Source organism: Pseudomonas sp. GQ91 (genome assembly GCF_059758795.1).
The window spans coordinates 278,557-291,723 of sequence record NZ_JCAXED010000006.1; the positions used below are offsets into that span (position 1 = coordinate 278,557).

Consider the following 13,167-nt stretch of genomic DNA (forward strand, 5'->3'; position numbering starts at 1 on the left):
TTCAGGCCTCCATGGCGACGGGTGCCGCGGTGTCTTGGGCGTCGCTAAAGTGCAGAACAATGCCTTCTTCATCGCTGTAGCCCAGGGTCACGCCGAGGGTTTTCTGCTGGGCGGCCTGGCGTTGCAGCAGTTGCTGGCTGAGCACCGGCAGGATCTGCTGGTTGAGCAGGCTGTCGATGTTGCGTGCGCCGGTGTCTGGCAGCAGGCAAGCGGCCACCAGGGCTTCGTTGAGGGCTGCGTCGATCTGGCAATCCAGTCCGTAGTGGCGCTGCAAGCGCTTGGCGACCTGGCCGAGCTTGATCCCAACGATGGTTTTGAGGGCGTCGGCCTGCAGCGGGCGGTAGATCAGGGTCTGGAAACGTGCCAACAAGGCCGGCTGGAAATGTTCGCGCAGGATCGGGCGCAGCAACTCGTGCAGAGTGCTGTCCGGCGCGCCGGGGAATTCTTGCAAGCAGGCTTGCAGTTCATCGCTACCCAGGTTGGAGGTCATCAGAATGACCGTATTACGAAAGTCGATTTCCCGCCCTTCACCATCGCGCATGCAGCCACGGTCGAAGACTTGATAAAACAGGTTGAGGACGTCGCGGTGCGCTTTTTCTACCTCATCGAGTAGAACCACGCTGTAAGGACGTTGGCGCACCGCTTCGGTGAGCACACCGCCCTGGCCGTAACCGACGTAGCCGGGCGGTGAGCCTTTGAGTTGGCTGACCGTGTGGGCTTCCTGGTATTCCGAGAGGTTGATGGTGATGAGGGACTTTTCACCGCCAAACAGCTTGTCGGCCAGAGCCAGAGCGGTTTCGGTCTTGCCGACGCCGCTGGTGCCTACCAGCAGGAACACGCCCAGTGGCGCCTTCTCGTCCGTGAGTCCGGTCTTGGCCGCACGCAGGCGTTGGGCCAAGGCGCCGAGGGCGTGGTCCTGGCCGATCACCTGTTCACCCAGTTGCTGTTCCAGCTCCAGCAGGTTGGCTTGTTCGTCCTTGAGCAAGCTGCCCAGGGGCACGCCGGTCCAGTCGGCGATGACTTCGGCCACGCTGCGCGCGTCGACGTCGAGGGACAGCAGTGGCTGGTTGCCCTGGACGTCGCTCAGCTGTTGTTGCAGGTGCCGGCAGGCGTCCATCCGTGGAGATTCGGCCTGACGGGCATCGAGCAGTTGTTGGGTGAGGTCGAGTTCGCGGCGGTATTGCTCCTCAAGCTCTAATTGCTGGTGGTACAAGTCGGCGTGTTGCGCGGCAATGATCGCCAGACGCTCGCCTGCGGAGCTGCCGCTCAGTTGTTGATCTTCTTCTAGGGCTTGGCGCTCCAGCTCCAGGGCCGTCTGCCGGGCCTTGAGGCGGACCAGTGGCTGGGGCTCGCAGTCCAGACTCATGCGTACCCGTGCACTGGCGGTGTCAAGCAGGTCGACGGCCTTGTCCGGCAGTTGGCGACCGGTCAGGTAGCGCCGCGAGAGGTTGACCGCCGCCTGTACCGCCGCGTCCTGAATATGCACGCCATGGTGGCTGGCATAACGCGCCTTGAGGCCGCGCAGCATCAAACTGGCGTTGGCGTCATCCGGCTCGTCGACCTTGACCATCTGGAAACGTCGTTCCAGGGCGGCGTCACGTTCAAAATACTGTTTGTATTCGCTCCAGGTCGTGGCTGCGATGGTACGCAACTCGCCGCGCGCCAAGGCGGGCTTGAGCAGATTGGCGGCATCAGCACCGCCAGCCTGGTTGCCGGCGCCGATCAGGGTGTGGGCTTCGTCGATAAACAGCAGTACCGGGTGAGGCGATTGCTGCACGGCATCAATGACGTTTTTCAGGCGTTGTTCGAACTCGCCTTTGACCCCGGCGCCGGCCTGCAGCAGGCCCAGATCCAGCGTGCGAACACTGACAGGCTTGAGGCTGTCGGGGACATTGCCTTCAACGATACGCAATGCAAGACCTTCAACCAGCGCGGTTTTACCCACCCCGGGTTCACCCACCAAGATCGGGTTGTTCTTGCGCCGGCGACTGAGAATGTCGATGACCTGCCTAATCTCATCGTCACGGCCGAACACCGGGTCGATCTGTCCCGCCCAGGCCTTAGCGGTAACGTCGTGGGTGAATTTGTCCAAGATGACTTTCAGGGCATCTGACTTGTCCGCACTGGATGAAGCCTGCGTTACAGAGGTTTCGGTTTGGTTCAGCACGGCCTCTTGTTGCACCTGTGGCCGCTCTTCGGAATGCTGGTCGAGCATGTCGAATAACCGCTGTAACTGGGTGTCGCTGATACTGAGCAGCGGCCAGCCGGCATCACAGGTGAGCAGGCTGGGCGTCTCCAGTAGTGCGCCGAGCAGGTGGGCCGAGCGCAACGTGTCGTTGTTGCCATCCAGGGATGCCTGCAACCAGGCGTTCTTGATCAGTTGTTGCAGTTTGCCACACAGCTGCGGCTTGGCCTGCACACTGCGCGGCAGAGTGTCGAGGTGATCGAGCAGGCCGCGCCAGAGTGCATCCATGTCCCATTCGTAGCGACGGGCGATGAGGGTCAGGTCGCCTTCGCCCTGCTCCAGCAACTTAAGCAGCCAGTGCTCAATGCTGATCAGCCCATGGGCGCGACTCTGGCACAAGGATGCCGCCGCACTCAGTGCCTGGGCGCAATAGGGGTTGAGGCGGCGAAGCAAACGGGCGGAATTCTGGACCATGGGATACATCCCTGTTGTGGAAAGTCGGTGTGCCGTCTACGACACAGGCAGCTCGATGTGTTTGGCTCAGCGCCCGCGAACGGACGCTCAACCCTGCACACCGCGAACCAGCAGACGGAAACCCGCCTGCTGGCCTTCTCGCATCAGGCGCTCTGGCGTTCGTTCCAGGAATCGGAGTGAATGATGTTGCCGTCTTTGTAGGTCCAGGTGACCTTCTCGTAGCGCAGCTCAATCTGCTCCAGGTGGTTGTGCTTTTCTTTGCTCGGGTCTTTGACGTCGTGCATTTTCGGCGCAACTTTTACGACTTTGACGTTTTCCAGCTTGGTGATGAAGTACTCGACTTCTTGCCCTGCGTCATCGATGCGGTACCACTTGAACTCGGCGCTCTTGAGGGTCTGGCCGGTGGTCACCGCCTTGTACAGGTAAGGGCTGGAGGCATCGATTTCCTTGGAGAACAGGAACGGAGTGTGAACCCGGGTGCCGGTCAGCTTGCCGGTGTTGTTGTCGGTAGGGATGTACAGGCTGTGGTCCTGGGCGATGACCTCGATGCTGCCTTCGCGCTTTTGTACGTCCACGGACCCTTTGATTTCAGCGCCGCCGTCATCTTGCAGCCAGAGGTAAACGGGAATAGCCATGTGAAGCTCCTTTTCTCAAAATTTGAATGCCGCTGGATGCGACAGAGGGTGTCTGTCCAGCGCCGCAGTGGGCAGCGCGCAGGCCCCCACTTCCGGCACCAGACGGATATCGACGCGACGGTTGGCAGCACGCCCAACCTCGGTGTCATTGCTGGCCACTGGCTGGTTGGCACCAAAGCCCTGGACCGCAAAACAACTGTCGGGGATGTCGCCCATGCGCTGCATCCAGTCGCGCACCGAGGCGGCTCGGGCGCGGGACAGCTCAAGGTTCTGCTCAGGGCTGCCTGTGACATCGGTATGCCCGGCGATGACGATTAACCAGCCCGGCTGGGCCTTGATGTTGACTAGAGCGTTGATCAGCACCTTGGTCGAACCAGCCTTTAGTTCGGCGCTGCCCGTACCGAACAGTGACAGGCTGTCCAGGCGCACCGGTTCGGGAATCTTCGCGAGCGTGGGGGCTTCTGATGGCTGTCGATGACTGGCGATGGTCTCCAGCAGAGGCATCCGCAACAGTTCGCCGCGATACAGGCCCAGGCCCAGTGCCAGCGGTTCGCCCTGCCGGTAGTAATCGTCCAGACGCGTGGCATCCTGGCGCAGCACGGCCACGGCGTTTTCACGCAAGGCGAATTGGGGCTGGTCACGACGTTCGGCCAGGGGAATAGAGGCATAGCGCCGCAGATCATCACTGACCTGACGCAGCAGCAGGTTGTTCTGCCAGGATGAGCTGGCCAGGGCCACGACACCAGCCACCGCAAACAACCAGCACGCCACAACACTCGCCCACAGGACCGGGGAGCGCCGGGTGTGGAGCGGCAGCAAGTTCAGCAAGGGATCAGGAAACGGCAGGGCCGAACTTACCTCCACCAAAGGTTGCCCGGCATCACTCAACAAGCCCACCTTGTCACGCAACCATTGTTGCCACAGATTGCCGACGACCCGCTGGGGTAGAACCGGTACCAGGGTGATGGCGCAGGCCAGTGGGTGGTGGGCATCACGGGTCTCGAAGTGCGGGAGTAGTGCTTCCTTCAACCACGTCGCCACGCTGCTGACCTGTACGCTGGTGCATAAACGTGCCGCGTAGGTTGCGCCGTCGGCGACCTGCCGCTGCCAGTCGATCAGGCTGATGCAGGCACCTGCCTCGCGCACCTGGGGGTTGGGTTGAGCGGCCTCCCAACTGAACCAGACGCCTTCGCCTTTTGCGGCTTGCAGGTAGCTCACCAGCATTAGCGGCAGCGCCAGGCCGCGCTTGCGCACCAGCGCGAGCTGATGGCAAAAGACGCGCACCTGACCCGACAGCTCTGCGGCGTCGGTGTGCTCGCCTGGGTTGACAACAAACATTACGCTGAGTTGCCCACCCCAGTCCGGGCGCAAGGCCTGGATGCCCGTGGTGATCGGTAATAATTGCTCAAGGCTGGGGACGCGCACATAACACCCCTGCGAGGTGGTGCGCAGGGCCAATTGCCCAGCAGGCTCCGCGCCGAACAGACCACTCAGACCATCGCCACAGACCAACACCACAGGCTGACGGTAGGCAGTCGGTGGCAGGGAGGTATCGCCGACCAACACCAACTGCTGGCCCAGCCGTGCAAAACGGCGCCCCACCCGGACCCAGGCCCAGGCGACCACAATCACAACGACCAATGCCGCCACGGCACTTATCCAGCCGGCGAACGGTATGACCATCAGCAGCACTAAGGTAAGCGTGCCGGCCCACAGCCAGAGGTTTTGTGTCAGTTTGAGCGTCATACCACCACTCACGCTTGGCCAGGTACAAGCGTGGCGATCAGACTGCCCAGCCAGTGATCCAACCCCCACCAGGCGCCGACCAGCAACAGGCCCGCCGCCAGGATATGAACCAGTGGAGACCGCAACCCGCGCAGGGGATTCATTCGGCGGCCGATGCCCTGGGTCATGACCGTCTGGTTGAGCGCCAGGGGGGCGACCCGAGCATTCAAGGCGTCCAGCAGTTGCTCACGCTCGGGATCGCCCACGTTACGGTACCGGCCCTGAAAACCGAGCATCAGGACCCGCTGAAAGGCTGTCAGTACCAGTACGTCAGGCGAGGGCTGGCAAAGTGATTCGCGCATGTCTTCGTACAAAAACTCACCGGCCTGGTGGCGATTGAAGAACTTGGCCTGCAAGGGCTCACCGGCCCATTGGGCATGGGCATCACCCTTGGCGCAGCTGAGCGCAGTCTCATCCAGCAAGGCACACTGGGCGTGGCTGATCAGCTCAATGCTGCGTTTGTTCACTCCAGCGTCCTTGAGACCCTGCTGGACCTGCTCGACCTGCTTCTCGCAGCGTTTCCACAGCTCCGGACCGTCTTGCACCGAGGCGCCCTGGCGCAGCTCGACGACCAACAGGTAGCTGTCTTGCAACAGCGCATCGAGCTCCTGCGCGGTGACGGCATGTTTTTTCGAGGGAGTCAGATTCATGCGCGCAGTACCGCAAACAATTCGAGTTTGATGTCAGCCAGCGTGTTGGGCACATAGAACGCACAGGTCCCTTCGGCCAGCATCGCTTGCCCTTTGGCATGGCCCAGATCAAGGGCGAAGTACTGGTTTTCCAGGCGCAATGGAATGGCTGCTGGCACATGGCTGAGCGGCTGCAACGGCACACCGTCGAGGGCTGCGTTGACCAGGTAATCGACATCGTCCGGCGTCCCCACCTTGCACAGGCGCGGGAACTGGCTCTGCAACTGTGCGGCCGGCATGCGGCAGCGAACCGACAGGTAGAAGTCAGCACCGTCCCTCTCACGCAGGCGTGCATCGTTGAGTGTGACTTGCCAGCGATTGGCTCCCACTTCCTCCAACTCCAGAGCAATAACCCGCGACGGCAGGCTGGCTTCCAGCAAGGTGGAGATGGTGCGCATCAGGGGCGGAAATACACTTTCCAGCTGTTCGTGTCGGTAAGCAGGAATACAGTCCAGATCCTGTTCCAGCGAAAAAGTCAGCAGACTGCCGGCCAGCTTGATCAACTCCAGGTATACCTGCTCGGGGTGCCGCGCAGGATGCGCCTTGAGGTCGGCCAGTACCGGTTGATAGGTGTTCAAGGCGTTGAGCAACCAGAACAACGACACATCGGCCACAGCAAAGTCAGCCATGCGCTGGTTGCTTTCCCGGCGCATGCCCATCAGCCGTTGCCGCTTGGCGGACAGCTGGGTCAACAGGTTATCCAGTTGAGTCAGCAGCCCTGGATGGGCCGCAAAGCTGAGCAACGGCGGTACATATTCGAGATCAAGATGCCAGGCGCCCTGCCCGTCGCGCATCAGGCGTGCGACCGGGCAGGTCAGGTAATCAGCGTTCTCGTCGTCAGCCAGGCGCAGAGTCAGGGCGTACTCCAGCACCCCCATCGACTGCACCTCGTCGGCATAGATATCCTGCACTTGCCGCCAATCCTGACGATAACGCGTCGGCCGCTCGACCTTCGCGCCGTCGAATACACAGTTATTGCCGTTGGCTTGCTCCAGCGGCAACGCCAAGAGCAAGATCACCTGCTGGGCGTCATCGGGTAGCAGGCGAGCCAACTCCAGGGCAGGAGGCAACCGATCCACATGGTCGGAGTCGACCAACGTGCCATCAGGCATGCGCACCTGCATGTGAGTGGCTTTGAGCTTGCCCAGACGTAAGGCTTGCAGGTCGAACGCTACCCCTTGGACACCCCAAGGGTGTACCAGCGACAGATGGGCCACACTTTCGTTAGCCCAGGCCTCCCAGCGTGCTTGCTGCTGGAATTGTTGCGGGGACAGCAAAGCCCCCGCAGCCCATAGGGGGCGGTCAATCTTCATGACATCGTTTCCCTGCGAAGTGGCTTAGGCTTTTGCTTTGGGCATCTGCGAAACCAGCGACAAGTTGACGTCCATGCCTTCGACTTGGAAGTGCGGTACGGCATAGAGCTTGACGCGGAAGAGGCCGGGGTTGTCCTCGATGTCTTCTACCGTCACCTTGGCATCGCGCAACGGGTGGGAGGCTTGCAGATCGTCGCCCGGATCAGTCATTTCAGTGACCAGGCCACCAATCCACTTGTTCAGCTCCAACTCCAACAAACGACGGTCCTTGGTGGTCCCGATGTTTTCGCGCTGAATCAGCTTCAGGTAATGGGCGATACGTGAGAGCAAGAAGATGTATGGCAAGCGTGCGTTGATACGGCTGTTGGCCGTGGCATCGGCGGTGTCATACAGCGCTGGCTTCTGGGCCGAGTTGGCCGAGAAGAAACACGCATAGTCGCGGTTCTTGTAGTACGACAGCGGGATGAAACCGAGATTGGCGAATTCAAATTCGCGGGTCTCCGGAATCATCACTTCGGAAGGGATCTTCACCTGATTGCCGGTGCCCAGGTCGTACAGGTGAATGGGCAGATCGGTGACCGCCCCACCCGATTGCGGCCCGCGAATCTGTACGCACCAACCGTTGGTGATAAAGCTCTTGACCATGTTGGCCGCGAAGGCGAACGAAGCGTTGGTCCACAGGTATTTCTCGTGATCCGGGCCCTTGACGCTTTCGATGTAGTTGAAGCTGCGCACCGGAACAGTGTCCGGCCCATACGGTAGGCGACCCAGCACGCGAGGCATGAGCAGGCCGATGTAACGGGAGTCGTCGCTGTCGCGGAACGCCTTCCACTTAATGTATTCGGCCCGATCAAAGTAGTTGCCAATGTCTTTGATGGCAGCTACTTCTTCCATCGAGTCCTTGCCAAAGAACGCTGGACCGACAGAGCCAATGAACGGCATGTGGGCCGCTGCTGCCACTTTGGAGATATTACGTAAAAGAGCAATATCCTGCGGGCCGCGATTGAACTCGTAATTGGAAATGGCCGCCGCAATCGGCTCACCACCTGGGGTGTCGTATTCTTGGGTGTAGGTGTGCAGATACAAGCCGCTTTGGGCAATCTCAGGTGCATCTTCGAAGTCTTGGACCAGGTGATCCTTGCTGATATCCAACAGTTCGATCCGCACGTTCTGGCGGAAATCGGTCTGGTCGATCAAGGACTTCACGCCACGCCAGGTCGACTCGACACGTTGAAAATCAGGGTGGTGCATGACCGCGTCGAGTTGACGGCTGATCTGTGCATCCAAGGACGCGATGTGTTCATCCAGCAGGGTTTTGTCCAAGCGTTCGACTTTATTCGACGACTGTTTGAGCAGGTTCAGGAAGACACTGACGGCCGCAGTGACCCGCTCATCCGCAGACGCTTCGGACAGGGCCTCGGAGTTTTGAAAAGCTTCGATGCCACTCAACTGCGCCACCGGGCTGAGGTTGATCTTGGCGAACAAGGCGCCATAGATACCTTGGCCACTGTCTGCGTCGTGGGTTTTAGTCAGTTGCGAGGGTGCGGATGATTGTTCTGCGGACATGATGAAAAACTTCCTTATTAACGAGCCTAGGCGATAAACGGCAATTAACGATCTTCTTGTGGAGCCAGCGCAGCCAGTTCGGCTCGCAGCTCGTCACTCAGCGCGTCGTCCTTGAGGATGCGTTCCAGTTCATGGCGAAAGGTGGCGTTATCCAACAGGTTGGATTTGAGGTCGCGCAGTAGATTGCGCATCGCCAGCAGCGCTCGCAGTTGCGGAATTTGCCGTGCTACCTGTTCAGGCTCAAAGTCTTTCAGGCTCTGGAAATTCAACGCGACAGCAGTGTCGGCATTGTCATTGATCAAGGTGTTTTCCACCGCCAGTTTCAGGCTCGGAGAAAATTCGGCCAGCACACTGTCAAAATTGTTTTTGTTAATGCCAACCTTGCTTCTTTCAGATAACGGGCGTTGCTCTGTACCATTACTGTAATCACCCATCACCATCAGCTTCAGCGGCAACTCAATCTTTTTCTGGGCCCCACCGGTGTGCAAATCGAGCTTGATATTAACCCGAGCTTTTGGCACTTCATTTTGAAAGCTGTTTGACGCCATAAATCCTCCAGACACAATTCTACGAGACGGAAAAACCCCATCACAAAAACCAAGCAGCTCAGAGAAAAAGTAATACTTGGCGTACCGCAGAGTATGAAATTGCAGAGGGGAATTCTAGGCAGCTCACACGCTTAAAAACAACTAATAAATAATCAAGCATTATGAATCCTTATGAATTTTGTTTTGTATATAGGATTTCTCCTAAAGTCTCTGAGATTTGTCTGATATTGATCAGCACGACAATAACATGCCGTATTCAATGCACTTTTAGGTCGAGATCCGAGCGCCTGTACATGCAGCGGCACTAGCTATCTCCCCCCCAAAAACCACCCAACGCTCAAACAGGCAATGACAGACAGCTCCTCCCAATTACATCTCTGCCGAACAAACACTGCCAGGTAGCACTCATTGAAATATGTGCGCTCCGGAGTAACTTCCGATTACAGAAAAATGCGTAAGCGTTGTGAGGTGATCGCCAATACTCTAGAGCGAGTACTGGCCTCCTCAGTATTCAATTGTACTCTCGGGGTGTTTTCTAGCTTTGATTGCTGCGAGTGCAATACACGCATACGCAGGAGGATGCCACGAGGTATCGACAGTGTCGAAATCGATTGTTTAAACTGCCCAGCTAGCTACACTCTCACGCGAACTTTAGATGGTAAAATCACTAGGGATCTCCACCAACACGAAATAACCTGTGCAAACGAAAATTGCAACCACGCGATAATTGTTCTACGCAACGAGATTGTTGAAGGTAAAAGTTGGAACTGCAAAAAATGCCGCGGGCGCAATGAGTTCCGCATCGGCCTGGTGCATTATGCGGCAGATTGACCAGAAATTTCGGGGCGATTCAGAACCCGTCGTTACGGCAGATAACCGCCGCTATCAAAATCCGCATGTCGTTCCCTCTTTGGTTTGGCGGGACTGTAGCATTTCCGGCATCGAAATCTCTCAGACCGCAACATTGTCCTATGCCTGGCCGTGACCAAAACTACCGTTTCAAAGCATCACATTCTGCACGCAGGTCCCTGTCGGATATCGAACCGCAGCTACCGTTGTTGGTCTTGGCATTACACAAATAGCGCTGATCACTGTCATCAATGCTATTGCAGCTCCCACCATTGGTTTCAGCATTGCAGGTATAGCGAAGATCGCGATCGGAGATCGAATTGCAGCTACCATGATTGGTCTTGGCATTGCAGTAATAACGCTGATCACTGTCGCTGACGCTATTGCAACTCCCCCCATTAGTTTCCGCGTTACAGGTATAACGCAGGTCGCTGTCGGAGATTGAGTTGCAATTACCACGGCCTTCCTTGGCTTTGCAGTAAGCGCGCTGGTCCGAATCGCCAATGCTGTCGCAGCCGGCAAAGGCATAGCCGCTAATCATCAGCAGCATCACAAAAATAAATCTCATCACTTTCTTCCTTGGTTTGCCGGGAATCCACCCGGCATCTTCGGCACCCTGGCGCTCTGCGCAGGTGCATGTCAAATTGATACTATCGTAGGAGAAAGCTCCCTCGCATCTTCAGCAGTCTACCCGCTGTCCAGGCATCCAGCGTGGATGGAAACCCAGTAGCAGGCTGAGAACCTGCCGTAGTAGCGTTACGCCTCTACGAGCCCAATCGGGTGAACGTGTAACGGAGCAAAAAAATGGATTTTGTAGAGCGCTTGAACGCAATGTCAGCGAAGGTAAATCAGCTGGCGTCATCGATCCAGACCGAGGAAGCAACCAAGACCGCTTTCGTGATGCCGTTCATCCACACAGTGCTCGGCTACGATGTCTTCGATCCGTCCGAAGTTGTGCCTGAGTACATATGTGATATCGGAACTAAAAAAGGCGAGAAAATTGACTACGCGATTCTGAAAGGCGGGCAGATCCAAATACTGATCGAAACAAAAAAGGTCGGCGAACCACTCAATATCAATCATGCAAGCCAGCTATTTCGCTACTTTCATGTGACCACTGCAAGAATTTCCATCCTAACAAACGGCAGGTTTTATCGGTTCTATACCGATCTGGACGCCCCAAACAAAATGGATGAGAAACCCTTTTTAGAGATCGACCTGCTCAACATCGATGAGCACATCATCCCAGAGCTCCAAAAGCTCACAAAGTCAGCTTTCGACGTTGAGTCGATCATCAACGCGGCCGGTGAGCTGAAGTACGTGGGGAACATAAAAAAAGAAATGGCTGCGCAGTTCGCTCAGCCTGATGATGATTTCGTTCGTTTTTTTGCGTCGCGCGTCTACGAGGGAGTAATCACACAAAAGGTCCGAGACCAATTTGCTCAACTCACCAGAAAAGCCACCTCCCAATTCCTTAGCGACCAGATCAACGACAGATTAAAGTCAGCAATGAGCAGAGCTACGTTTCCAACAGTCGCTGAATCGGTCGTCGCTGAAAATCAGGCTGAAACACCAGAGGCGCCTGAGGATCGCATTCTGACTACGATGGAAGAGCTTGAAGGCTTTCACATCATCAAGGCAATTGTTCGGACCGTAATAGACGCGAAACGCATAGCCAGCAGAGACACCCAGAGCTATTTCGGCATACTGCTAGATGACAATAATCGAAAACCTATCGCCAGACTTCACTTCAATCGCGGCCAAAAGTACCTTGGTATTTTCGATAAAGACAAAGTCGAAACGCGCCACCCCATCAACTCGCTTGATGATATCTATGAATTCTCAGCCTCACTGAAAGAAACAATCACTTTTTATCAAGAAGCCTGATTTAGGATCTCCCCAGTCCATGGACTGCAAGCCTAGGACTGGGATAGCGTAGATATCGGCGCGCTTATGACCTGGAGGTCAATGTGAGCAACGACGACTACGCGCAAAGCAAAAAGAACTGGATCTATACGTGGGGCGTAGTGCGCGACGAACCCAACATCATGGTAGGAGCTTTCCCAACCAAAGCTGCCGCAGAAGCCAGAGCGCAGACCATGGGAGAGGGTTACAAGGTCAGCTACATTTTCCATCTACCTGGCACTGATGAATTCATCAGAGAGGACGACCCGCACAGCTGATTTTCCAAGTCAGATCGCCGCAAATGTGATCTGACCAACCTCTGTCAGTAGCACAGCCTTCAACCCAGGCTTTCCCTCGGCGAGTGTCCTGCCAACGAAGCTTTCGGAAGCCCTTCAACCCGAGTGCCTGGATATAGGCGTCACACTGCTTCGAAAACACCAGCTTCGATAATTCCCCCTCACCTACGGGCGACCCTGTGAGCTTGCCGAGCCAATCCACAGTTTGAGCCAAGTGAACCCAATCCAGAAGGCGATAAATACGCTCCATTTCTACGCCCTCCTAGGGTTCATTTTTGAAATAAGTTGTCTGATTGAAAGGCGGAGGAACCACCTCTTATGCACTGGCTATCCAACCAGCGATGACACTCAGTCTAACGAGCCCGTTAGCAAAATGTAATAGCCTTGCTGCGCATCCGAGGAACACACCCAGAGAGCAGTATTGGCGTGAGCTCCAGCCGTGGGTTATCGTCAACCAACGTCGAACGTCCTTCATCAGGGATGAGGAAAATGGGCCTGCTCACAAATTGGAAGCTATCTCGTTACCTTCGCATTCAAGAAAGCGAAATTTCGTCGTTCACCGCTCAGTTGAGCCAGATGGATAGCGACGAAATAGGCCTTGTCGTGGCGCTCGCCACTGATACTCGGAATCGATTGGAGGACGCAGGGTTTCTCCTGAGCGATCCGATCGTGGCTTACACAGTTGATCCTGAGACCCCTTCAGCTCTCAACGAGATGATCAGAACGCTCCAGGCCGAAGGTCGCCTTCAAGAGGCAGCAGCAGTGATGGTCTGGCTCCATACGGCGAGAGTGGGTGCCCGGCTCGAGCTGAGACCCCTGGCGAGAGAGATGTGGCGACAGCTAGAACGAGGCTTTCCGCATGCTCAGGAGGCGTCCAGATCGTTAATGAGAGCACTCTTCCGATCAATTCGACTTGATGGTT

At 56.8% G+C, this 13,167-nt stretch carries 10 protein-coding genes; 2 read left to right on the forward strand and 8 right to left on the reverse strand.

Going from position 1 to position 13,167, the window contains the following annotated elements:
* Window position 1: 1 nt before the first annotated feature.
* The 8 genes from tssH to AC6CIA_RS11655 form a co-directional block, all read right to left on the reverse strand.
* On the reverse strand, window positions 2-2,659 hold the full coding sequence (gene tssH / locus AC6CIA_RS11620; RefSeq protein ID WP_498312095.1) for a type VI secretion system ATPase TssH: 2,658 nt from the start codon (window positions 2,657-2,659) through the stop codon (window positions 2-4).
* Window positions 2,660-2,802: 143 nt separating this feature from the next.
* The gene (locus AC6CIA_RS11625) at window positions 2,803-3,294 is read right to left on the reverse strand and encodes an Hcp family type VI secretion system effector (protein WP_124377347.1); all 492 of its coding nucleotides are present in this window, start codon (window positions 3,292-3,294) and stop codon (window positions 2,803-2,805) included.
* 15 nt (window positions 3,295-3,309) lie between these two features.
* A complete protein-coding gene (locus AC6CIA_RS11630) occupies window positions 3,310-5,040 on the reverse strand; it encodes an OmpA family protein (protein WP_498312097.1) in 1,731 nt (576 codons plus the stop codon).
* 8 nt (window positions 5,041-5,048) lie between these two features.
* Window positions 5,049-5,729: a type VI secretion system protein TssL, short form gene (gene tssL, locus AC6CIA_RS11635; protein ID WP_498312099.1), complete on the reverse strand. Its 681-nt coding sequence runs from the start codon at window positions 5,727-5,729 to the stop codon at window positions 5,049-5,051.
* A complete protein-coding gene (tssK, locus tag AC6CIA_RS11640; RefSeq protein WP_498312101.1) occupies window positions 5,726-7,081 on the reverse strand; it encodes a type VI secretion system baseplate subunit TssK in 1,356 nt (451 codons plus the stop codon). Before tssK ends, tssL begins: the two co-directional genes overlap by 4 nt.
* A 24-nt stretch (window positions 7,082-7,105) precedes the next feature.
* Complete coding sequence (gene tssC, locus AC6CIA_RS11645; RefSeq protein ID WP_498312103.1) at window positions 7,106-8,647, reverse strand: type VI secretion system contractile sheath large subunit; 1,542 nt, start codon at window positions 8,645-8,647, stop codon at window positions 7,106-7,108.
* Window positions 8,648-8,691: 44 nt separating this feature from the next.
* Window positions 8,692-9,195, reverse strand: a complete 504-nt coding sequence (gene tssB / locus AC6CIA_RS11650) for a type VI secretion system contractile sheath small subunit (RefSeq protein ID WP_498312105.1) — start codon at window positions 9,193-9,195, stop codon at window positions 8,692-8,694.
* Window positions 9,196-10,186: 991 nt separating this feature from the next.
* Entirely contained in the window at window positions 10,187-10,612 is a 426-nt protein-coding gene (locus AC6CIA_RS11655) for a hypothetical protein (RefSeq protein WP_498312107.1), read from the reverse strand.
* Between the two features lie 236 nt (window positions 10,613-10,848).
* On the opposite strand from AC6CIA_RS11655, the gene AC6CIA_RS11660 reads away from it, so the two are divergent.
* Together AC6CIA_RS11660 and AC6CIA_RS11665 are read left to right on the forward strand one after the other, a co-directional pair.
* Window positions 10,849-11,931: a type I restriction endonuclease gene (locus tag AC6CIA_RS11660; protein WP_498312109.1), complete on the forward strand. Its 1,083-nt coding sequence runs from the start codon at window positions 10,849-10,851 to the stop codon at window positions 11,929-11,931.
* 83 nt (window positions 11,932-12,014) lie between these two features.
* Window positions 12,015-12,227, forward strand: a complete 213-nt coding sequence (locus AC6CIA_RS11665) for a hypothetical protein (RefSeq protein ID WP_498312111.1) — start codon at window positions 12,015-12,017, stop codon at window positions 12,225-12,227.
* Window positions 12,228-13,167: the final 940 nt, after the last annotated feature.

What these genes read in the sequence shown, in the direction of transcription:
- tssH (WP_498312095.1), bottom strand. Translation starts at nt 2,659, where the DNA reads ATGGTCCAGAATTCCGCCCGTTTGCTTCGCCGCCTCAACCCCTATTGC.
- AC6CIA_RS11625 (WP_124377347.1), bottom strand. Translation starts at nt 3,294, where the DNA reads ATGGCTATTCCCGTTTACCTCTGGCTGCAAGATGACGGCGGCGCTGAA.
- AC6CIA_RS11630 (WP_498312097.1), bottom strand. Translation starts at nt 5,040, where the DNA reads ATGACGCTCAAACTGACACAAAACCTCTGGCTGTGGGCCGGCACGCTT.
- tssL (WP_498312099.1), bottom strand. Translation starts at nt 5,729, where the DNA reads ATGAATCTGACTCCCTCGAAAAAACATGCCGTCACCGCGCAGGAGCTC.
- tssK (WP_498312101.1), bottom strand. Translation starts at nt 7,081, where the DNA reads ATGAAGATTGACCGCCCCCTATGGGCTGCGGGGGCTTTGCTGTCCCCG.
- tssC (WP_498312103.1), bottom strand. Translation starts at nt 8,647, where the DNA reads ATGTCCGCAGAACAATCATCCGCACCCTCGCAACTGACTAAAACCCAC.
- tssB (WP_498312105.1), bottom strand. Translation starts at nt 9,195, where the DNA reads ATGGCGTCAAACAGCTTTCAAAATGAAGTGCCAAAAGCTCGGGTTAAT.
- AC6CIA_RS11655 (WP_498312107.1), bottom strand. Translation starts at nt 10,612, where the DNA reads ATGAGATTTATTTTTGTGATGCTGCTGATGATTAGCGGCTATGCCTTT.
- AC6CIA_RS11660 (WP_498312109.1), top strand. Translation starts at nt 10,849, where the DNA reads ATGGATTTTGTAGAGCGCTTGAACGCAATGTCAGCGAAGGTAAATCAG.